We start from the raw sequence: 21988 nt of genomic DNA, 5'->3' as shown, positions 1-21988 counted from the left end.
TCTATCTTCTCTTTGTTCTTGCTTGATAACCATTTGATGTTCGTGTGTAATCTTCTCGCAATATTTACATTTTAATGCCAATGGCTCTTTTGAAATGACCTTAAACGATGTTGTTACAGCTTCGTTGTTGGTGATGCATTTTGGATTGAAGCATTTTACGATTCCAATTACCTGATCGGGAACTTTAACGATTTTCTTTTCAACAACCTCGTAGTCCTTAATAATGTTCAACTTGGCATTGGGGGCGATCAATGCAATCCTGTTGATATCATCATCGGCAAAGAACTGGTGAGATACTTTGATGATGGCTTTTGTTTTAAGCTTATCGCTGTCCAGGTTAGCTCCAAAAGTAATCATGTTTGTATTTGTCATCTTATCGAGCTCCAGAATTGAAATAACCTTAAACAGGTTTTCTGATGGTATGTGGTCGATAACTGTGCCCTCACTGATGGCACTTACTTTGAGTTTCAATTTCTTTTTTATGCTGTCGCTCATGGCTGCTTATTTAAGGTTTAAGGTATGAGCAATAATTGCTTCGCGGGTATACATGCCGTTAAGGGCTTGTTGAAAGTAGTAAGCTTTCTCATTGTTATCCACATCGGTGTGGATTTCATTTACACGAGGTAGTGGGTGCAGAATCCGCATGGTTGGTTTAGTGTTCTCCAGCATGCTATTGCGTAAAATGTATACGTTTTTCACTTGTTCGTACTCAATTGGGTCGGAGAATCGTTCTTTTTGTACGCGAGTCATGTACACAATGTCGGCTTCTGAAATGATGTCGGTAAACTCACGATGCTCAAAATATCTGATTCCTTTTTCTCGCAGGTATATTTTGTACTCTTCCGGCATCTCAAGTTCCTCCGGAGCGATGAAGTTGAAAATTGGATTTTCAAATTCGGATAAAGCCATGAGAAGTGAGTGAACTGTTCGCCCGTATTTCAAATCTCCAACCATGAAGATATTGATATTATCCAGGCGACCCTGTGTCTTTTGAATGGAATACATATCCAACAAGGTTTGCGTCGGATGTTGGTTGGCTCCGTCGCCGGCATTGATGATAGGTACAGATGAAACTTCGGCTGCGTACCTGGCACTTCCTTCCATTGGATGACGCATGACAATCAGATCTGCGTAGTTTGAGACCATTTTAATGGTGTCGTGTAATGTTTCTCCTTTGGTTACGCTGGACGAATTGGAATCGGAAAAACCAATGATTCGGCCCCCCAGACGGTTGATGGCAGTCTCGAAGCTTAACCGGGTGCGGGTAGAAGGTTCAAAGAAAAGTGAGGCAACAACTTTCCCTTCCAAAAGGCGCTGGTTGGGGTTTCGTTCAAAGTCTGCTGCTAATTCCATTATCCGAAGATATTCTTCCTTCGAATAATCCGTGATGGAAATTAAATCTCTCTTCATTTCGTAATTTCGTTTATAAGGTGACCCCCAGACATAAAAAAACCAACAGGATCAGAAATCACCGTTGGTTTCTCAATATCGTAAAATGTTTTAAAATATAAGTACTTAGAGAATTTTCTTAATCTAGAATGATTGTATGGAATAGGGAAAAATTTACAGGAATGGTTGACACCATTCAAGAAGAAATCATATCGATTAAGCGTGCTATTCATTAAAATTTAAAAGTATAGTGTCTTGGGTTATTTTAATATGATTTTACACAATATTTATCACCGATTTACTAACATTTGGTTGAAAAGCTACAGAATTGTAATGGTAACTCCTTCAATGTTTTTCAACAACGCAAAGATGCGCTCTGATTCGCCTAATCGGATTGATGATTTGATCTTACAGCGCAAATCAAAATCTGTTTTCTTTTGCGGCAGATTTTCATCTTTAAATACCTTCATCACACTGTTCATATTCAGGTAATCAAATTCAACCCAAAAGTTTTCTTCAACGAGCTTTTCAACGATCTCAGCTTGTTCCAGTGCGTCTGCTGCTGCTGCACGGTAAGCATTAATGAGACCGCTTACGCCAAGTAAGGTTCCGCCAAAGTAACGAACAACAACGATTAGTATATTTGTGAGATCCAGCCGCTGTATTTGGCCTAAAATTGGCTTTCCTGCTGTTGATGAAGGTTCTCCATCGTCGTTAGCCCTGAATTGAGTTTTATCGGCTCCTAAGCGCCATGCATAGCAGTGGTGACGTGCAGAATAATGTTCTTTTTTAAGCTGCTGGACAAGTTCTTTTATTTCGTCTTCGTTGTCAACCGGGTAGGCATAGGCCAGGAACTTACTGCCTTTATCTTTGAAAAGTCCCTCGGTTGGTGCTGCTATCGTCAAATAAGAATCACTCATTTTGCGAATATAAAAAAGGCAGATCGTTTGATCTGCCTTTTTTGATTTACATTTTCAATTTCTTTTCTATTTCGTCAACAAAGTTTCGGAAATTCTTGTCGGTTTCTATCAGGTTATTCACCGTTTTGCAGGCATGAAGAACGGTTGCGTGATCCTTATTCCCAATTTGCGACCCAATGGAGGCAAGCGAGGATTTTGTCATACTTTTTGAAAAGTACATGGCCAATTGCCTGGCTTGTACAATTTCCCGTTTTCGGGTTTTTGCTTGCAGGTGATCAACCGAAAGATTGAAATAGTCACAAACAACCTTGGAGATATAATCGATTGATAATTCTCGTTTAGAGCTTTTAACAAGTTTGTTGACCATGTCGCTGGCCAGTTCTATTGTAATCTCCTTTTTATTTAAGGTTGACTGGGCCAGTAAGGAAACCAAAGCGCCTTCTAACTCACGCACGTTATTACTAATGTGAGATGCAATGTACTCGAGAACCTCATCGGTTATTTCAATACCGTCTTTGTAAGTTTTGCGTTTCAGAATCTCCATGCGGGTTTCGAAATCCGGTACCTGAAGCTCGGCTGTTAATCCCCATTTGAAGCGGGAAAGTAAACGTTGCTCCATTCCTTTCAATTCAATGGGTGGCTTATCCGACGTTAAAATAAGCTGCTTCCCACTTTGGTGTAAATGGTTGAATATATGGAAGAATGTTTCCTGCGTTTTTTCCTTTCCTGCAAACTCCTGAACATCATCGAGAATCAACACATCTATCATTTGGTAGAAGTGTAGAAAGTCGTTGCGATTATTATTCCTCGTTGCTTCGGTGAATTGCGTTTGGAATTTGTTGGCATTCACATAGAGTACCACTTTCTCCGGGAAACGTTCTTTCACTTCAATACCAATGGCATGTGCTAAGTGCGTTTTTCCCAAACCTGAATTTCCGAAAATCATGAGCGGGTTAAATGCAGTACCTCCTGGATTCTGAGCAACGGCGTATCCTGCGGCGCGTGCTAAACTATTGCATTCTCCTTCAACAAAATTATCGAATGTATTATCCGGCTTAAGTTGCGGATCAACATGTAATTTTTGAATTCCCGGAATGATAAACGGATTCTTTATGGAAGGTTTTCCCTCAGTTTTTAATGGAACATTGAGGGGTTTATTCTGGATTTTCGAGTTGTTAGTTGTTGGATACTTTACGGTGTATGGTTGGGAGTTTGTTTGATTTCCCATTACAACAACGTATTCCAATTTGGCATCTTGACCTACTTCTTTCCGTAATGTTTTGCGAAGCAAATCAATGTATTGTTCTTCCAGGTATTCGTAAAAGAACGGACTGGGTACCTGAATGGTCAATACCTGATTATCGATCCGTAACGGAACAATAGGTTCAAACCAAGTTTTAAAACTGATAGACGGAACATTATCACGAATGACACTGAGACAACGCTCCCATACACCAAGATGATTATTAGTCATTTTGAATAGCAGGATTTAATTGAGTTCGACAAAAAATTTCCCTTTGTTTTTTTTCCCTAGAACAAAAGTGTTCAAAAAAAAAGTATAAAAAAAATGAAATTGCCCTTGACTTTTTATGAATAATTATAAATGGCGTAAAACTCAATCACTTAAAAAGTCGAAAAAAAATCATGCTATACAACCATTTGAAAATCAATGCATTGCAGGTGTGTTCTTTTCTAAGTCCCGAGTGGTAAGGGATTTAGAGAATTGTGTTTAAATATACATTATGGAAACTAATTAATTATTGAGCCTTCTGAGAGCTTTGTCCAATTTGACACGATGTCCGTTTTTAAAGGCAACAATACTTGCATCCGGAAATACTTTTTGCGCAGTGCCTAAAAGTTGATAGATTTCCTCTATATCAGAGGTGTTCCCGATGGTGTAATTAAAAACACCTGAAATTTCTGTTTCTTCTACTTTTGAAAAGCTCTCAAATAAACGATTGTTTAAATTGAGTCTTTCGGCGCTCGAGATTAGATGCACTTTGAATGTATAGTCTGAATTAGCAGATGCCGCCGATTTGTCGGAACTGATGTAGACACTTTTCCCAAAATCGAGTGCAGAGAAGTGCACATAGCGTTTTGGATTGTTCCGGAAGTCTTTTAGCAGGTAATCCAGACTCAAACTAAGCTGGGTCAGGTTTTGATATAATTCAGGGTCGTTTACCAGCAGACCGGCTGAACCTTCTTTGGAATTAACCTTGGCAATAATATCGTTTATCCCGGCTGTTGATTCAGCCATATTCGTGAACATTTCTTTCAGGTTTACAGCCGAAATACTATCCGTGATAGTTGCCAGATTACCGGCTATGGCTGAGAAGTCGTCGGAACTAGCAGCAAGCGAAGCCGAGAGCTTATTGATATTTCCCAATGTACCCTGGATGTCCGCCGATTCAGAATGTAACAGGTAGTTTAATTGGGAAGAAGCATTTTCGAGGTTGACGATCGTTTGGTTGATATGTGCAAAACTTTCCGACAAATTTTGTCTTGTTTCAGCATTAAATACGTAGGTGATTACTGTGATTGCCGAGTCGAGCGAAGCTAAAAGTTGCTCAGCTTTATTTTTTAGCGGTAAAACCTGCATGCTCACCTGTTCTTTTAAATCGCCTTCAATGCTGGCAGGTATTGTATCGTTTTCATTATAATAGGTGTTATTGGGCTTAAGAACAAGCTTTATGGAGCGTGTTCCCATGATGTCACTTGAAATAATACGGGCTTCGGTTCCTTTAGGGATTTTTAAATCACCTTCGATGGAAAAAGCCACAATCAATTTACCATCGTTTTTATCAGAAAAACGGATGTCTTTTACTTGTCCAACCTGGTAGCCACTAAGGGTGACTGAACTGGATTTCATTAATCCGTCAACATGATCGTAAATTGCGTAATAGGTTGTGTTGGTATTGAAGTAGTCAACCCCTTTAAGGTAGTTTATTCCCCAAATAAATACGGCAATACTAAAAATGATTAAGGCGCCAAGTTTAGTATATTTTGAAATTTTCATGCTGAAGGATTTTAGAGTTTATTTGTTGCTCTTATCAATATAAGACTAACAAATGTATACTATGCAATATTAGTAAGCCTTGGGATAGAAAACAAGAATTATGCCTGAATCTACCGGTTTGTCAGCTTTTTTGCCTCATCTAAGGAAATCTGTTTGCCGCCGTAAAAAGCCGTGATAAACGCGTCGGAATATACTTTCCGGGCTTCTTGTTTTCTGATTTCAGCTTGGCTTAGATCCTTTTCTTTACTGTAGTAATATTTATACAGCCCGTTTGCTTCCTGCATATGGATTTCTTTTAACCCTCTGAAATTATAGGATTTCAAAGCTATTTTTCGATGCGCAACAGCTATTTGAATCGAGTAGTATAGTTCTTGTGCCGGAGCTTTTGATGTAACCGCAGGTTGTTTTTTTGCCGTTGTTTCTTTGGCTGTATTAGTTGTACGGGGTTCTTGCTTCGTTTGTGGCTGTTTTAGCTGGGGCTGAGGTAAGGATTCTTCACCGGCTGTTGTTTCTTCTGCAATTAAGGTTGCAAGAGCGATGTCGCTTTTTTGCTCGTAACTGGTTTTGTAAGTTTTTACAGCATTACAGATTGCCCGGGCCAATTCGTTTTGACCTTTGTCGGAGTTTAAATAACCAGCTTCTTTTTTATTACTTAAATAGCCAGTTTCAATTAAGATACTTGGAGCACTGGTCTCTCTTAATACCAGGAATCCTGCTTGCTTAACGCCACGGTCAACTCGTTGGGCTTTACTTTTAAATTGATTTTGAACCAAGGCCGCCGCGCTGACACTTTGGTCAAAGTAGCCTTCCTGAACCAAGTCAAACATGATATAGGATTCCGATGAGTTTGGGTCAAATCCCTGGTAGCGTGTTGAGTAGTCATCTTCAATTAAAATAACCGAGTTTTCCTTTTTGGCGACATCGAGGTTTTCTTCGGTTTTGTGCATCCCCAAAACAAATGTTTCGGTGCCGGTAACGCTTGGAGTAGGACACGAGTTGGCATGAATTGACAGAAACAAATCAGCTTTGCTGCTAATGGCTTTTTCGGCCCGTTCGTGGAGCGGGATGAAAACATCGGTTTTGCGGGTATAAACCACATTTGCATCGGGCATTTCCTGATTGATGTAACGCCCCAACCTGATGGCAATATTCAAAACAACATTTTTCTCTTTGATATTTTGATACATCGCTCCCGGATCGTGACCTCCATGTCCCGGATCAATCACTACCGTAAATTTCTTTTTTGATATATTTTCTGCCTGTAATGCGGAAGTCATGCTGCATAGCATGACTATTGTTAAAGCGAGCAGCCAGCGTCTGTTTCCCATCTACTTTCAAAATTAGCTCAGGTAAAAATAGAAATATTAATATTATTTTTTAATCGTTGACCTTGATCTCGGCAATGAATTTTTATTTTTGCAATCCTACAAAGCCACCAACGGCAATTAATTTGGGTATTTTGAAACAGAAACTACTTATATATCTTTTCATAATTACTAGCTTAAGCTTACAAGCACAGGAAAAACCACGGATGAGTTTCGAGGAGCTTGGTTTTCACGATTCACTACTTAGTATTGCTCCCGATACGACATTGCTACATCCTTTAAGTTTAGACTCAACGCTGGTTAATCCGGTTGATTCGTTGGCTGCTGACTCAATTGCTGCTACCGCCAAGGAGAAAAAGCCTGTGCTTGATGCAGTCATCAACTATAATGCAACTGATTCTATAATTGCATCGTTGGATGGACAGAAAGTTTACTTATACAAGGAGGGAAAAGTAACTTATGATAATATTGAACTTACTGCGGATTTTATTATAATCGATCTGAATACCAAAGAAGTTTATGCTGAAGGTCTGCCGGATACGGCTGGAGTGGTTCAGGGATCTCCCGTCTTTAAAGATGGAACCGATGAGTTTGAATGTAAGAACTTACGGTATAACTTTAAGTCGCAAAAGGGGATTATTGAAGATGTGAAAACAGAGCAGGGGGAAGGGTATGTCCATAGCGAACTGACGAAGAAAGTGTCTAAGGATGCTTTTATTTTGAAGAATGGAAAGTATACAACCTGTGATGCAGAGCACCCGCACTTTTACCTGAAGATGACTAAGGCCAAGGTGATTTCGAATAAAACGATTATAACGGGACCCGCTTATATGGTTTTGGAAGATTTTCCGATTTATTTTCCGATTTTGCCATTTGGTTTTTTCCCTAGTTCGTCAACCTATTCTTCCGGTATTATCATCCCAAGTTACGGTGAAGAAAATAATCGTGGTTTCTTTTTGCGGGATGGTGGTTATTATTGGGCAGCAAGCCAGTATTTCGACTTGACCATGAAAGGGGATATTTACAGTAAAGGTTCGTGGGCAACTTATATCAGTAGTAATTATAAGAAACGATATAAATTTTCAGGGAATTTCAGCGCTGCATATAACATCAATAAATACAGTGAGCAAGGATTACCTGATTATCGAAAATCGAAAGGGTTCAGCATTCGGTGGTCCCACTCACAAGATAGTAAGGCGAATCCAAATCAAAGTTTCTCGGCAAGTGTGAACTTATCGACCAGTAGTTACGACAAGGAGAATTCAACCGATGTCTATTCTTACTTAAGTTCCACCAAGTCATCAAGTATTTCCTATAGTAAAAAATGGGAGAACAGCCCGTTTAGCATGTCGGCAAACATCACCCATACGCAAAATTCATCCGATTCAACGATGGCGATTAGTTTACCGATTATGACCTTTAATATGGCCAAGCAATACCCTTTCAGGGCCAAAAACAGAACCGGAAAGCTTCGTTTTTGGGAAAAGATCAGTGTTGGCTATACCGGTAACATTAAAAACTATGTCAAGGCAAACGAAACTGAAATTTTACACCAAAACTTGCTTAAAGATTGGCAGAATGGCTGGCAACACTCCATTCCGATCACATTGCCCAGTTTTAACTTGTTGAAGTTTATCAATTTTAGTCCTTCTTTTAGCTATAAAGAGCGTTGGGCAACCAGTAAGATGAAGTCGCACTATATATTTAACCATGCAACACAACAAGAGGAGTTGATGGTTGACACGGTTTATGGTTTTAAACGAAACTATGATTATTCCTATGCCTTAAGTGCTTCGACAACAATTTACGGGATGTATATCATGAAAAACCCGAATTCCCGAATAAAAGCAATTCGACATAAGATTACACCGAGTGTTTCTTTCAGTTATCGTCCTGATTTTGCAGCTGCAAAATATGGATTTTGGGATACTTACTACAATGAAAAAGGTGAAATAAAATATTTCGACCGGTTTGCTAACAGCGTGTATGGTAATGCCGGACGAGGGAAAAGCGGATCGATTAATTTCAGTTTAGCGAACAATCTTGAAGCAAAGGTTGCTGCCAAAAACGATACAACCAGTGTCGGTGATTCTAAAGAAAAAGATAAATACGAGAAAATAAAACTGTTGGATAACTTAAGCTTCAGTGGCTCTTATAACCTGATTGCCGACTCGTTGAATTTAAGTACTATTAGTATCCGAGGACGCACAACAATTAAAGGTATTAGTTTCAATTTTGGAGGTACGGTCGATCCGTATATGACCAATGCTGCCGGAACTACCCGAATTAACCAATTCGCATGGAACAACCGTTCAGGACTGGGAAAATTAGGTCGTTTGACTGCGGCGAACTTATCATTTGGACTCAATTTTAAGTCGAAGAATAAGAAAGATAGTAAACCGGCAGGAGGACAAGACTCACAAAAGCCGGTAGGAGGAGGGGATGACTTTTTTGATGATCAGGAAGACAAAATGCCGGTAATGACCACCTTTGGTCCTCAATATTACGACTTTAGTATTCCGTGGGAATTTAGTATGAACTATTCCATGAGTTACTCACATTCAAATCCGACTAAGGCGGCTACAATTAATCAAAGTGTCAATGTGAACGGACGTCTGAGTTTGACGGAGAAATGGAATATGTCGATGACCACAAACTTTGATATCCAGGCTGGCGAATTCTCATTTACAACCTTTAATGTAACCAGATCGCTCCACTGCTTTAGCATGAGCTTTAATTTTGTACCATTTGGTCAACGCCGAAGCTACAGCTTCTCACTGAATGCTTCTTCATCTATGCTGAAAGACTTAAAGATTAATAAAAACAGGAGCTGGTACGATAATTAGTGATGCATAAGAAAGGGGGGATTGGGAATATTTCTTACTTAAATTGAGTTAAGCCACCATTCGAAGCCAGCGAATCAGCCGTTTTTAACAGAACTTTTGCTGATTATTTGTTAATACTTAAAAATGATTGCACAACACAATAAACCAATGTTGTTGTGTGATGTTATCTTTAAATAAAAAAAATCAGCACAGTGCGTATTTTATTATCTGTGTGAATTTTATTTCTTTGCAGTTTAATTATTAAAAATCAATCTAAATAATTTAATATGGTTATTTCAAAAAACAAAATGGTTTCTCTGACCTATGATCTTAGAATCGGAAGTGCAGAGGGGGAAATGATTGAGCAGGCTACTGCCGAGAGACCATTAACTTTTATCTTCGGAGCCGGCTTGATGTTGCCTAAGTTTGAAGCTCTGTTGGAAGGAATGGAACAAGGTAAATCATTCGATATAAATTTGGCGAGTGCAGATGCTTACGGTCAGATTGACGAAAATGCAATTGTTGATCTTCCTAAGACTATCTTCATTCTTGACGGTAAGTTTGATGAAGAAATCATCAAAGTTGGAAACACTGTACCAATGATGAGCTCTAACGGTCAGCGTATGAATGGTATCGTATTGGAAGTCTCTGATGAAGTTATTAAAATGGACTTCAATCACCCTTTAGCTGGAGAAGATTTGTTCTTTAGCGGTGATATTTTGGAAGTACGTGAAGCTACTGACGAAGAGATTGCAGCAACTGTACAAGGTGGCTGTGGTAGCGGTTGTGGTTGTGGCGACGATTCAAGCTGTGGTAGCGGTAGCTGCGGATGCGAAGATGAGTCATGCTCAACTGAAGGCTCAGGTAGTGGCTGCGGATGCGGTTGCTAATTGAATTGAAAACTAATTTTTGCTCTATAAACCTTGCTACATTAGGTAGCAAGGTTCTAAACTTTTATAATGAATAGCTTCGGACAGATTTTTAGGCTAACTTCTTTTGGTGAGTCACATGGCCGCGGTATTGGCGGTGTTATTGATGGTTGTCCTGCAGGTTTGGAAATCGATATGGAATTCATTCAAAATGAATTAAATAGACGAAAACCTGGGCAGTCAAAAATTACGACCCAGCGAAAAGAGGCTGATCAGGTTGAATTTTTATCAGGAATTTTTGAAGGAAAAACACAGGGAACACCAATCGGTTTTATTGTGTGGAACAAGGATCAGCATTCGAATGATTACAACAACCTGAAGGATGTTTTCCGTCCCTCACATGCCGATTATACTTACATTCAAAAATATGGTAGCCGCGATCATCGCGGTGGTGGTCGTTCCTCAGCTCGCGAAACAATTGCGCGGGTTGTTGCCGGAGCTATTGCTAAGTTGCTGCTGAAAAAGCTAGGTATTCGTATCGATGCTTTTGTGAAACGAGTGGGAGAAATTGAGCTGGAAAAGAGTTATAAAGAACTCGATCTGGATCAAATTGATTCCAATATCGTACGTTGTCCCGATGAAGAAACGGCAGAAAAAATGATTGCACGTATTGAAGCTGCCGGTCAGGACAGAGATACGGTTGGTGGTGTTATTCAAGGGGTAGTTCAAGGTGTTCCTGTTGGATTTGGAGAACCGGTATTCAATAAGTTACACGCTGATCTTGGACATGCTATGCTAGGCATTAATGCTGTAAAAGGTTTTGAATATGGTTCCGGTTTTGAAGGTACCAAACTTTCAGGATCGCTGCATAATGATATCTTTGTAAAAACTGACTCCGGTATTCGGACAAAGACAAATAACTCAGGAGGTATTCAGGGTGGAATCAGCAATGGTGAGGATATCTACTTTAATGTAGCTTTTAAGCCAATTGCTACCCTGTTGAAAGAACAACATACTGTTGACAAAGATGCTAACGAGGCCGTTATTAATCCGAAAGGAAGACATGACCCTTGTGTACTTCCACGGGCAGTGCCAATCGTGGAAGCTATGGCAGCTCTTGTTATCGCAGATCATTATTTGTTAAATAAAATAAATCAGATATAATGCCACGTAGAAAAAGAGATCGCCGGTTACTGGCTCCACCTGCCATAAAAGGATTATCCGTTTATGGTCCTAAAAACAGGTCGGAGCAGGTTATTTTGTTTTTCGAAGAGTACGAAGCCATTAAGTTGCTGGATTATGAGAATATGACTCAGGAAGAAGCAGCTGTTTGTATGGAGGTTTCACGTCCGACTTTAACCCGCATTTATGAGTCGGCACGAAATAAAGTTGCTCAATCGATGGTAGAAGGCAAAGACCTGGTGATCCGTGGTGGCAACTTTCATTTCGACGAAAATTGGTTCTACTGTAATAGTTGTAACGCCAAGTTTAACCGATTTATTGAGACCGAAAAAAATTGTCCGGTCTGTAATTCTGATGAATTTATTTCGTTGAATGAGTTTTATTCCGATGAAGAAAGTTAATCAGAGGATTTAAATTTGATACATCAAAAAATCCCGAATTGTATTTCTGTACAATTCGGGATTTTTTTGAAACCGATCGGTTTCGTTTAAATATTTGTTTTCTCCCCTTCACTTTTGGCAATAATAACCGCGCCGCAACTGTCGCTCCACACATTTACGGATGTGCGATACATGTCCAAAATACGATCGACAGCTAAAATCAAGCCAACACCCTCCAGAGGTAGATGAACAGCCGTTAAAATAATCGTAATCATCACCAAACCGGCCATTGGTATACCTGCTGCACCGATCGATGCTAACAAAGCAGTAACGACCACAACCATTTGTTGTGTGAAACTTAAGTCGATACCGTAAACCTGTGCAATAAACATCGCAGCTACACACTCATAAAGAGCTGTTCCATCCATATTGATTGTTGCTCCAAGCGGGAGTGTAAAACTCGTAATCTTATTGGAAACGCCACTTTCGTTCTCAACGGCTTCAATCGTAAGTGGCAAGGTTGCACTCGATGAAGAAGTCGAAAAGGCCGTAAGCAGGGGAGATACCATGTTCTTTAAGTGGACGTAAGGCTTTGCCCTTCCTATGAATTTCACCAAAACCGGTAAGGTTATGAAGGCATGGATGGATAATGCCAAAGCGACTGTTAGCATATAAATAGCCATACTTCCTGCGATTTTGCTCAGCTGATCGGCGTTTTTCGATACTTCAACTGCGACAATCCCGAGAATTCCAAGTGGCGTAAATTTGATGATAAAGAGTGTCAGCTTCATCATAACATCGAATAGGGCATCGAAGAAGTTGGTCAGTGTCTCCCGGTATTTTGTTTTGGCGGCGCTGATAAAGAAGCCGAAAAATACCGCAAAAAATATGATGGAGAGGATATCTCCGTTTACCAGGGACTGAAAGATATTCTCCGGTATCATCCGTGTAAAAATATCCGAGATTTGTGTTGGTTCCTGATGGCTGAAAGCTGCAGCACTATCATGTAGCCCCATATCCGCTCCTACACCCGGTTTAATGACATTCACCAGGAACAAACCGGTCAGGATTGCCAATAGGGATGTGAGAAGATAATAACCGAGTGTTTTTGCTCCTAAACGCCCCAGGTTTTTTCCGCTTCCCATACTGGTTACACCACTTATGATTGAACTTAGAATTAACGGGATAATTATCATTTTTAGCAGGCGAAGGAAGATATCTCCCATCCAGGCAACATATTTCACGTTGTCACCACCGTAATAACCAATCAGTACCGCAAGAACCAGTGCAATTAGTATTTGCCAGTGAAGTTTCATTTTGAATAAGAACATAAAAAGAGCTTTATAGGTTGAAATATTGTAATTGCAAGTTGGTTTTTAGTCTTATTGTCAGTTTTCGCTGCCCACTATTGACATTTCGTTGGATGTGGTTCTTACAAATCTAAGGATAAAAAATGTTTATCAGCATAAATTAAGCTAAAAGAAAAAATCCTAAATTGCAGCACAGTACAGCACAATATAACAAACCAATATAATTAAATCAAAATGACAAACCGTTTAATAGGCCGATTACCCAAAGTCGGCATCCGTCCAGTTATTGACGGACGCGAACGCGGAGTTCGTGAATCGCTTGAAAATCAGACAATGAATATGGCTAAGGCTGCTGCTGCTTTAATTGAGGCGAATTTGAGATTCCCTTCTGGTGAAAAAGTAGAGTGTGTTATTGCAGATACAACGATTGGTGGAGTGGCTGATGCTGCCAACTGTGCTGATAAGTTCAGCAGAGAAGGGGTGGCTGTTTCTTTAACAGTGACACCATGTTGGTGCTATGGTACCGAAGTAATGGATGCCGATCCGTTGATGCCAAAAGCTGTTTGGGGCTTTAACGGCACTGAACGCCCGGGAGCAGTCTATCTGGCTGCCGCATTGGCCGGCTACACCCAAAAAGGCTTACCTGCTTTTGGTATTTATGGTCGTGATGTTCAGGATGCCGGAGACACAACCATTCCGGAAGATGTTACAGAAAAGATTCTTCGCTTTACCAGAGCTGCATTAGCTGCAGTTCAAATGAAAGGAAAATCTTATTTGTCGATTGGTTACACCTCGATGGGGATTGCTGGTTCTATGGTTAATCCGGACTTCTTTCAGGATTATTTAGGTATGCGTAACGAGTTTGTTGAGTCGGTTGAAGTCAAACGGCGGATTGACCAGGAAATTTATGATCCCGAAGAATTTGCCAAAGCACTGGCTTGGGTAAAGGAAAATTGCAGCGAAGGGGAAGATCGCAACGATCCAGCCAGCCAAAGCGATAGGGAACGAAAAGATTGGGAATGGGAAACTGTTGTGAAAATGACCCTTATTTGCCGCGACCTGATGATTGGAAACCCGAAATTGGCCGAACTTGGATTTGGTGAAGAATCGAAGGGGCACAATGCTATTACCGGCGGGTTCCAGGGACAACGCCAATGGACCGATTACTACCCAAATGCTGATTTTACAGAAGCAATACTGAATTCTTCATTTGATTGGAACGGGATTCGGGAGGCTTTCGTTTTTGCAACAGAAAACGACAGTTTGAATGCAGTACCGATGTTGTTCGGGCATTTGTTGACGAATACAGCACAGATCTTTTCGGATGTGCGAACCTTCTGGAGTCCTGAGTCGGTGAAACGTGTGACCGGAAAAGAGTTGACCGGTTTAGCGAAAGATGGGATTATTCACCTGATCAATTCAGGATCAACAACCTTGGATGCAACAGCTCGTCAGAAAGATGCTGCCGGTAATCCGGTTATGAAACCTTATTGGGAGATCACCAAAGAAGATGCTGATGCTTGTTTGTCGAATACTGTTTGGAGTCCGGCCGATTTAGGTTATTTCCGTGGTGGCGGTTATTCTTCGCTGTTTAAAACAGCTGGTGAAATGCCGGTGACCATGTCTCGTGTAAACTGGGTTAAAGGGCTTGGCCCGGTACTGCAAATTGCCGAAGGCTGGACAGTGGAACTGCCGGATGATGTACACTCAATTTTGGATGAACGTACCAACCCAACCTGGCCAACAACCTGGTTTGTTCCACGCTTAACCGGTGAAGGTGCTTTTGAAGATGTTTACAATGTGATGGCAAACTGGGGAGCAAATCATGGTGCAATTTCTTATGGGCATATTGGTGCCGATTTGATTACGCTGGCTTCCATTCTACGCATTCCTGTAAGCATGCATAATGTTGATGAAGCAGCGATATTCAGACCGAGTGCCTGGGCTTCTTTCGGCATGGATAAAGAAGCAGCCGACTACAAAGCTTGCCAAACTTACGGTCCGCTCTTTGCCTGATTAGAGGAAGGAATTTTATCTTTAGCAGAATTTTAGAGGTTTCGGAGAATTCGTGCCGGAACCTCTGCTTAATTCCTCAAAATAATAAGACTTCATGACATATCAGAAAGGACAATACGGATTCGATTTAGCTTGTCTTCAGAAAAATCAAACCGCAGTTGAATTGGTTGGTGGCGACTCACGGGTTTTGGTAGCTCCCGATTTGCAAGGACGAGTAATGACCAGCTCAACAGCCGGAGAAAGCGGCTACTCGTTTGGCTGGGTTAATCACAGCTTGCTGGAAACAGCGGAACGCTCTGCTCAGTTTAATGCTTTTGGCGGTGAAGAGCGCTTTTGGCTGGGACCCGAAGGTGGTCCGTTTTCATTTTATTTTGATGCGGGGAAATCGCAGCGAATCGATAACTGGCGTGTTCCTCAAGCGATCGACACCTTGGCCTGGGATGTTCAGGAAGTTATGCCTGAAATGGTGACTTTATATAAAGAATTCAAGTTGAATAATTATTGCGGAACGGAATTCAGCTTTGCTGTTACGCGCCGGGTTGGGCTCATTTTGACCGACGAAATAGAGTTCAGCTTGAATTGTAAACCGGGAACATCGGTGAAGTCAGTGGCTTATGAATCTCTGAATCAAGTTCAAAATATTGGAAGCGAGGCCTGGAGCAAATCCGGAGGTTTACCTTCAATCTGGATGTTGTCGATGTATAATCCTTCGCCGGATGTTGTTGTGATTATTCCTTTTAATGAAAAGGCAGACGGTGCTGTTTTGAAATCCGATTATTTTGGACAGGTTCCTCCCGAACGGTTGAAAGTATTCGAAAACTACATCTTGTTTAAAGCTGATGGTAACTATCGTAGTAAATTAGGTATTCCGCCATTGCGGGCTAAACGTTTTTTGGGTAGTTACGATTGTGTGAATAAGAGATTGACGATTTTGGAGACGACCATTAATCCATACGCGACGGACTATGTGAATTCAGCCTGGGAAGAGAATCAGGAAGAACCGTTTCAAGGTGATCTGGTCAATACTTATAACGATGGTCCTCTGGAGAACGGAGAGCAGCTTGGACCTTTTTATGAGCTTGAATCATCCTCTGAGGCACTTCAACTGAAACCCGGTGAAAGTCATATTCACATCCAGCGAACTTATCATTTTGAGGGAACCGAAGAAGACCTGAATGCGATTGCCGAAGGGATTCTGGGCATTTCTGTTTTTGACTTAAAAGATGCTTTTGACTGATCATTAATTCAAACCAATAATTAAAATTAAACCTAACGTGAAAATCAAAGAAAAAGTAGTACCCACGGAATTTTTATTACCGTTCGTGCTTATTACGAGTTGTTTTGCCCTATGGGGCTTTGCTAATGATATTACCAACCCAATGGTCGAGGCTTTCTCCCGGATCTTTAATATGGGAGTAGGCGGAGGGACCTGGGTGCAAGTTGTATTCTACGGCGGTTATGGAGCCATGGCTTTTCCTGCCGCTTTCTTTATTCGCAAGTATTCTTATAAATCGGGTATTTTAATGGGGCTTGGGCTTTATGCTACAGGAGCTCTCTTGTTTATCCCTGCCAATGCTATTGGGCAGTACTATCCGTTTTTGATTGCTTATTTCGTCATGACCTGCGGGTTATCGTTCCTTGAGACGAGTGCCAATCCCTATATTCTGTTTATGGGGCCCGATAGTACAGCAACACGTCGGTTAAACCTGGCGCAGGCTTTTAATCCGATGGGATCGCTTACCGGGATGTTTATTGCAAAATCGTTTATTCAGGCTCGTTTAGATCCTCGCGGTGCCGAGGAAAGAGCCTTGCTGTCGCCGGAGCAGTTTAATACGGTAAAAACGCATGATTTGGATATTTTGAGTTCGCCATATATCGCGATTGGTGGTGTGATTATCGCTGTTTTTCTGATTATTTTATTTACTCGGATGCCCAGAAATGAAGAATCGTCGCATGATTTGAATTTGTTTGGAGCGTTGAAGAATTTAATGCGGGTACCTCGCTATTACGAAGGCGTGGTGGCGCAGCTCTTCTATGTTGGTGCGCAAATCATGTGCTGGACTTTTATCGTTCAATATGGCCAGCGAATTTTTGAAGAACAATATGGAATGACTGCCGGAGATGCAGCACAAAAGGCGCAAGCTTTTAATATTGTGGCCATGGGCTGTTTCCTTGTAGCGCGTTTTATTTGCACCTTCTTGTTGAAATATATTCGGCCGGGACGACTGCTGATGATCTTGTCGGTTGGTGCGATTGCCTTATCAGCCGGAACTATTCTGTTTCAGGATATTTGGGGACTGTACTGCCTGGTAGGTATCTCGGCTTGTATGTCGTTAATGTTCCCGACAATTTACGGAATTGCCTTGCGCGGAATGGGCGAGGATGCCAAGTTTGGTGCAGCAGGGCTGATTATGTCGATCATTGGAGGAACATTTTTGCCCAAGCTTCAGGCTTATGTGATCGATCAGCAAACCATCTTTAATTTACCTGCAGTGAATGTTTCATTTGTCATCCCGCTGATTTGTTTTGTTATTATTGGTTTTTATGGTTACCGAACTTTTACGATTCATTATTATGCGGACTAAGAATGAACAAAAGGTAGAAACAGAAAGGATTAGCCTGCTTGTAAAAGCTTTAGGTAATATTGACGTATTCTCGATTAGAAATGCTATTTTAGCAATGAATATAAGAGTAGCACTTTGCAGCTACGGGACGAAAACTTCAGAAAATATCCTTTCCCGGATATTTTTGTTTTCTACTATATTCAGATAAGTTGTTGGGTTTATAGGCCTGAATTGCTGTGGCAGTTCAGGCTTTTTTGTAAACAAATGCAGATTATGAGTTTTCAATTTAAATACGACGAAGGGGCATCGCAAACCAAAATTCAACAGTTGCTGCATGCCATTATTGAAGCAATAAGCAATGGCGATTTGCAGGAAGGTGATTTCCTGCCTTCTGTTAATCAGCTTAGCAAGTCGAGTGGCTTATCGCGAGATACAATTTTTAAAGCTTACAGCACGCTGAAACAGCGTAGTATCATTTCGTCGACGCCAACCAAAGGCTATTTTGTCAATTCCGTATCATTTAAAGTGATGATGCTGTTGGACGACTTTAGTGCCTTTAAGGAGCAACTTTACTCGAATTTTCGCTCCAATTTACCGGATAACTATGTGGTCGATTTGTTATTTCACCACTACAATGCCGATGTGTTTGAACAGTTAATCCAGAATAGCCTGGGGCGGTACAGCATGTACATCGTTATGAATATCAATCATGGACGGATTGAAGAGGTTGTTCGCAAAATTGACCCCAATAAATTACTGATTCTGGATATGGGAACGCCGGATAATGAGGAAATTTCCTATATCACACAGGATTTTGATAAAGGACCAATAGCTTGTTTAGATGGTGCTTTAAGCCAACTGAAGACTTACGACCAGTTCAACCTTGTTTTCCCTTCAACAACGCCTCATCCGGTCGAATTTGTTCAGTCTTTTACGACATTCTGCGAGGACAATGGCTTGAATTACCAGGTGATCTCGAAATTATCCAGTCAGCCTGTTCAAAAAGGACAAGCTTATTTGGCCATTAAAGAAGATGATTTGGTGTACATTGTTAAAAGTTGCCACAGCCAGGGATTAAAATTGGGGAAAGATATTGGACTGATAGCATACAACGATACGCCCCTGAAGGAATTGGTTGGTGATGGAATTACGGTTATATCGGCCGACTTTGCTGAGATGGGAGAGAAGGCAGCTCGTTTTGTTGAATCGAAAGAAAAGGTATTCGAAACCCTGTCGCCAAAGCTGATCCTTCGCGGGTCACTTTAATTTAATTCATTTTCAGCTTAGGTAAAAAAAGCAGCCTCCCGGTAAACGAGAAGCTGCTTCTTTGTTATGGCTTGTCAATAATTAATCCCAGTTGTTTGACGAAGAAATCGCCAGTTTTCCGGCTCCGGTAAAGAACAGGGCCAATGCTCCCAGAAAATAAAGGCCTTGAAGTTCCAAAGTCCAGCCTCCGGTTTCGTTTAGTCCGAAGAATTGAGCGGTGTGAACCATCAGAACAGCCACAAGCATGTTAAAAGCAAATATAGCCGCTGCAATTCGGGTTCTAAAGCCCAGCAGAATAGCCAGTGGAGCTAAAATTTCACCAACAAGTGCTCCGTAAGCAATAAATCCGGGCAATCCTTTGGCTTCTAACATCCCTTGGATAAAGCCTAATCCACCTTGTAATTTTCCAATTCCGTGAAATAACATCAGCAAACCAATGCTGATTCGTAAGATCAGAAGACCTAAGTCGTAATTCTTTTTCATGATTTCAAATGTTTGTTTTCTTGAATGCTTGTTTGATACAGAAACCCTAAACGAAAGAATACCATTTTTGTTCACTGGAATACGTCAAATAGACACATATTGAAAAGGACAACAAATATTCATGAATGCCAAAACCACCAACAGGAATGAACGTAGAAGATTTTCCGATCACCAGATTTTCATTATTATCAAGAGCAGTCGGGTTGTTCTGGAACCTGAAACTTAAAACTAAAAAAAAAAGCAGGACACTGCTGCGCCCTGCTTTAGTCTGTTCAAATATCGTTTAGGCTTAAATGTTAAAAGCCTCAATTTTTTGATTAATAGCTTCCATCTCTTCAACAGCACCTTGCTTCATCTCCTGAAGTTTGGAGTCGTATTTGGCAAAAAGTTGCTTGTAATAAGCAATTCCTTCTTGCATGTTCTTGCGGAAACTACGATAGTACGATGCTTGTTTTGCGTCCTGGGCATGCTTTAACTCCTCCAGTTTGTTCTCGAGGTAATCCACATACATCCGCAGTTCTTTCACAAACAGGTTCGGACGCTTAACACCTTCCAGTAAATTGGTTTTACCGTAAATGTGTCCTACCATTTCTTTGAGGCTTGTGATTTTGTTGAAATAAGCCAGGTTCGGTCCGGGGCAAATACTTACACCCTGACGTGGGCTATCCGGCGTAATTTCGTTAGCTAAATAAGTCGAGTTAGTCAAGCCTTCACACAAACACTCTTTTTCGGCCAGTTTATCAATCTGAAGTTGCTGACACTCAACTGACGCATCTGTCGCTTTAATTTGCTCAATTTTGAGGGTTTGGTAGCGACGTGATGCCGTACAAATGGGTTGATCGGTAAATTCAGTATTGAAAACAAGATAGCGTTTGGTACATGGGAACCCAACTTTACCTTCTTTGCGGGTATGCTCAATGGCTTTTTGCTGGCTGCTGCCACGTACATTATTGAAATGAACACCCAATGGCGATGCGTCGCTCAGGAAGAAGTCATTCTCGCCGGAACTACGCAATAATTCCAAACTGTACTTGTCGATGTGACAAGCTTCGGGAACCAGCATGAAAGGGCTACCCCAGCCAATGCTGTCGAGTTGGTATTCGTCCAGTAAAAATTCGTGCTCTTCATTTGTGCCAACACCACCTTGAGCGGTAATTTTCATCTCCGGAACATGCTCCAGGGTTGCTTTTCCTTTATCTTCCAACCCTTTCTGAAAAACTGCAAATACAGCTTCGGCAAGCTCGGTGCGTTTTTCGCGGAATTCGTCTAGGATTGGTCCCAAAAGGAAGCCTTGTGTTGCAAACGCATGTCCGCCACAGTTCAAACCGGATTCAATTCGGTATTCTGAAACCCAGATTCCTTTTTTGGCCAGGAAACGACCTTGAATCAAGGCTGAGCGATAATCACTCACTTTTAGCGTGATTTTCTTTTTGAATTCGCCGGTTGCAGTTGGGTAAAAATCTTCGAAGTTTTCAACATAGCTGTACAAACGTGGATTCATACCGGCCGACAAAACCAGCGACGAATTTAAGGTGCTGTTTGCAAAACCGCGAAGAGCTGCATGTGCATCGTTAAACTCAGATGGCAAAGCTTCGCCGTCTTTGTAATTCACCTTGTCCAGTTTGGTCATGATGTTTACATCGATTGCTCCTTTGGTCAGGTTTTTCTGCAACCAGTTTTTAACATCTGCCAGGCTTTTATTTTCAATCATCGAGGCGAACTTTTCCTTGATACTTTTCGTGTCAGGTAAAAGGTCAAAATATTTTTCAAGTTCGCTGCTCTTCTGATGAAAGTTGTTGACCATCTCGTCAAATTTATCACCAACCAGCTTATCAACCATGTTTAGGTAAGCTGTGATGCGTTTGGCGCGAAAATCCTCCACTTTAGTAGAGATCTCCTTGAATGGAAGATCGAATTTTTCACTGTAAAATTCCCTCATTTTTTCAATCAGGAAGTCGTCGACAATCGAGATCACCGATGAAACCCCAAGATGGGCAACTTTTACCGGCGTATCGACCGTGTATCCCAGTCCCATGACTGGAATATGAAAAGAATGTGATTTTATATCCATTTGTATCGTATTCAGAACTAAGGATGATACTTTACGATGAAGTTATCCTTTAAGTTTCTATTCCCATTTCAACTGTCAGCCGGCAAAGTTATTCTTTTTTAGACGAATGCCTATTTGAATGGGTCTAAATTGCAGGAGATTTGTGTTTATGCACTTTTAGTTACATGGGAGAGATCCATTTTGCTATTGAGAGGAAAGGAAATGTTTAGTTCAACTAATTCTTCATGGCAGGATGAAGATGCTTCGTCCGGGGTGAGCCTAACTTATCCGGTCGGTGGATAAAGCAGTGATGGTTTGACACTTCCACAACGGGCGAGGGCCTAAACAATGGCTGATTGTCATCTCCACAATGGGCGCGGACTTAAATAGTGG

At 41.1% G+C, this 21988-nt stretch carries 17 protein-coding genes; 8 read left to right on the top strand and 9 right to left on the bottom strand.

The features are described 5' to 3' along the window. From pyrI to AC37HE_RS07695, 6 genes are all read right to left on the bottom strand, one after another. Positions 1-495: aspartate carbamoyltransferase regulatory subunit (pyrI, locus tag AC37HE_RS07720; RefSeq protein WP_500782234.1), on the bottom strand; the 495-nt coding region annotated here is incomplete at its 3' end. A gap of 6 nt (positions 496-501) precedes the next feature. Next, positions 502-1410, bottom strand: coding sequence for an aspartate carbamoyltransferase (gene pyrB / locus AC37HE_RS07715; protein ID WP_500782233.1), 909 nt, complete (start codon positions 1408-1410; stop codon positions 502-504). Positions 1411-1709: 299 nt separating this feature from the next. Beyond that, positions 1710-2309 carry an IMPACT family protein gene (locus AC37HE_RS07710; protein ID WP_500782232.1) on the bottom strand — a complete coding sequence of 200 codons (600 nt, stop codon included), beginning with the start codon at positions 2307-2309 and terminating at the stop codon, positions 1710-1712. A 46-nt stretch (positions 2310-2355) separates the two neighbouring features. Next, positions 2356-3783, bottom strand: a complete 1428-nt coding sequence (dnaA, locus tag AC37HE_RS07705; RefSeq protein ID WP_500782231.1) for a chromosomal replication initiator protein DnaA — start codon at positions 3781-3783, stop codon at positions 2356-2358. A 279-nt stretch (positions 3784-4062) separates the two neighbouring features. Beyond that, on the bottom strand, positions 4063-5325 hold the full coding sequence (locus AC37HE_RS07700; protein ID WP_500782230.1) for an MlaD family protein: 1263 nt from the start codon (positions 5323-5325) through the stop codon (positions 4063-4065). A gap of 110 nt (positions 5326-5435) precedes the next feature. Continuing rightward, on the bottom strand, positions 5436-6653 hold the full coding sequence (locus AC37HE_RS07695) for an N-acetylmuramoyl-L-alanine amidase family protein (RefSeq protein WP_500782229.1): 1218 nt from the start codon (positions 6651-6653) through the stop codon (positions 5436-5438). A 203-nt stretch (positions 6654-6856) separates the two neighbouring features. Between AC37HE_RS07695 and AC37HE_RS07690 the strand changes: the two genes are divergently transcribed. From AC37HE_RS07690 to AC37HE_RS07675, 4 genes are all read left to right on the top strand, one after another. After that, positions 6857-9496: a putative LPS assembly protein LptD gene (locus AC37HE_RS07690; RefSeq protein ID WP_500782228.1), complete on the top strand. Its 2640-nt coding sequence runs from the start codon at positions 6857-6859 to the stop codon at positions 9494-9496. 266 nt (positions 9497-9762) lie between these two features. Continuing rightward, positions 9763-10365: an FKBP-type peptidyl-prolyl cis-trans isomerase gene (locus tag AC37HE_RS07685; RefSeq protein ID WP_500782227.1), complete on the top strand. Its 603-nt coding sequence runs from the start codon at positions 9763-9765 to the stop codon at positions 10363-10365. Between the two features lie 69 nt (positions 10366-10434). Further along, positions 10435-11508, top strand: coding sequence for a chorismate synthase (gene aroC, locus AC37HE_RS07680; RefSeq protein WP_500782226.1), 1074 nt, complete (start codon positions 10435-10437; stop codon positions 11506-11508). Then, positions 11508-11927 (top strand): DUF134 domain-containing protein, encoded by a 420-nt coding sequence (locus AC37HE_RS07675; protein ID WP_500782225.1) that lies wholly within the window; start codon positions 11508-11510, stop codon positions 11925-11927. The genes aroC and AC37HE_RS07675 overlap by 1 nt, the downstream gene beginning before the upstream one ends. Before the next feature lie 86 nt (positions 11928-12013). Here AC37HE_RS07675 and AC37HE_RS07670 read toward each other — a convergent pair whose 3' ends face one another. Next, entirely contained in the window at positions 12014-13237 is a 1224-nt protein-coding gene (locus AC37HE_RS07670; protein WP_500782224.1) for a dicarboxylate/amino acid:cation symporter, read from the bottom strand. A gap of 213 nt (positions 13238-13450) precedes the next feature. On the opposite strand from AC37HE_RS07670, the gene AC37HE_RS07665 reads away from it, so the two are divergent. The 4 genes from AC37HE_RS07665 to AC37HE_RS07650 all read left to right on the top strand — a co-directional run bounded on the left by AC37HE_RS07665 (position 13451) and on the right by AC37HE_RS07650 (position 19062). Then, positions 13451-15232, top strand: coding sequence for an L-fucose isomerase (locus AC37HE_RS07665; RefSeq protein WP_500782223.1), 1782 nt, complete (start codon positions 13451-13453; stop codon positions 15230-15232). Between the two features lie 94 nt (positions 15233-15326). Continuing rightward, entirely contained in the window at positions 15327-16469 is a 1143-nt protein-coding gene (locus tag AC37HE_RS07660; protein ID WP_500782222.1) for a DUF6786 family protein, read from the top strand. A 37-nt stretch (positions 16470-16506) separates the two neighbouring features. Next, positions 16507-17817, top strand: a complete 1311-nt coding sequence (fucP, locus tag AC37HE_RS07655) for an L-fucose:H+ symporter permease (protein WP_500782221.1) — start codon at positions 16507-16509, stop codon at positions 17815-17817. 252 nt (positions 17818-18069) lie between these two features. Then, a complete protein-coding gene (locus AC37HE_RS07650; RefSeq protein WP_500782220.1) occupies positions 18070-19062 on the top strand; it encodes a GntR family transcriptional regulator in 993 nt (330 codons plus the stop codon). A gap of 81 nt (positions 19063-19143) precedes the next feature. Here AC37HE_RS07650 and AC37HE_RS07645 read toward each other — a convergent pair whose 3' ends face one another. Next, positions 19144-19545: a DoxX family protein gene (locus tag AC37HE_RS07645; protein WP_500782219.1), complete on the bottom strand. Its 402-nt coding sequence runs from the start codon at positions 19543-19545 to the stop codon at positions 19144-19146. A 289-nt stretch (positions 19546-19834) separates the two neighbouring features. After that, entirely contained in the window at positions 19835-21616 is a 1782-nt protein-coding gene (locus AC37HE_RS07640; RefSeq protein ID WP_500782218.1) for a hypothetical protein, read from the bottom strand. Positions 21617-21988 lie beyond the last annotated feature (372 nt).

The sequence above is a fragment of the Mangrovibacterium sp. genome, from assembly GCF_059905295.1.
This window is presented reverse-complemented; position numbering and strand designations above follow the sequence as displayed.

What these genes read in the sequence shown, in the direction of transcription:
- AC37HE_RS07640 (WP_500782218.1), bottom strand. Translation starts at nt 21,616, where the DNA reads ATGGATATAAAATCACATTCTTTTCATATTCCAGTCATGGGACTGGGA.
- AC37HE_RS07650 (WP_500782220.1), top strand. Translation starts at nt 18,070, where the DNA reads ATGAGTTTTCAATTTAAATACGACGAAGGGGCATCGCAAACCAAAATT.
- AC37HE_RS07670 (WP_500782224.1), bottom strand. Translation starts at nt 13,237, where the DNA reads ATGTTCTTATTCAAAATGAAACTTCACTGGCAAATACTAATTGCACTG.
- AC37HE_RS07695 (WP_500782229.1), bottom strand. Translation starts at nt 6,653, where the DNA reads ATGGGAAACAGACGCTGGCTGCTCGCTTTAACAATAGTCATGCTATGC.
- AC37HE_RS07710 (WP_500782232.1), bottom strand. Translation starts at nt 2,309, where the DNA reads ATGAGTGATTCTTATTTGACGATAGCAGCACCAACCGAGGGACTTTTC.
- pyrB (WP_500782233.1), bottom strand. Translation starts at nt 1,410, where the DNA reads ATGAAGAGAGATTTAATTTCCATCACGGATTATTCGAAGGAAGAATAT.
- AC37HE_RS07660 (WP_500782222.1), top strand. Translation starts at nt 15,327, where the DNA reads ATGACATATCAGAAAGGACAATACGGATTCGATTTAGCTTGTCTTCAG.
- AC37HE_RS07675 (WP_500782225.1), top strand. Translation starts at nt 11,508, where the DNA reads ATGCCACGTAGAAAAAGAGATCGCCGGTTACTGGCTCCACCTGCCATA.
- dnaA (WP_500782231.1), bottom strand. Translation starts at nt 3,783, where the DNA reads ATGACTAATAATCATCTTGGTGTATGGGAGCGTTGTCTCAGTGTCATT.
- AC37HE_RS07700 (WP_500782230.1), bottom strand. Translation starts at nt 5,325, where the DNA reads ATGAAAATTTCAAAATATACTAAACTTGGCGCCTTAATCATTTTTAGT.
- aroC (WP_500782226.1), top strand. Translation starts at nt 10,435, where the DNA reads ATGAATAGCTTCGGACAGATTTTTAGGCTAACTTCTTTTGGTGAGTCA.
- AC37HE_RS07690 (WP_500782228.1), top strand. Translation starts at nt 6,857, where the DNA reads ATGAGTTTCGAGGAGCTTGGTTTTCACGATTCACTACTTAGTATTGCT.
- AC37HE_RS07645 (WP_500782219.1), bottom strand. Translation starts at nt 19,545, where the DNA reads ATGAAAAAGAATTACGACTTAGGTCTTCTGATCTTACGAATCAGCATT.
- AC37HE_RS07665 (WP_500782223.1), top strand. Translation starts at nt 13,451, where the DNA reads ATGACAAACCGTTTAATAGGCCGATTACCCAAAGTCGGCATCCGTCCA.
- AC37HE_RS07685 (WP_500782227.1), top strand. Translation starts at nt 9,763, where the DNA reads ATGGTTATTTCAAAAAACAAAATGGTTTCTCTGACCTATGATCTTAGA.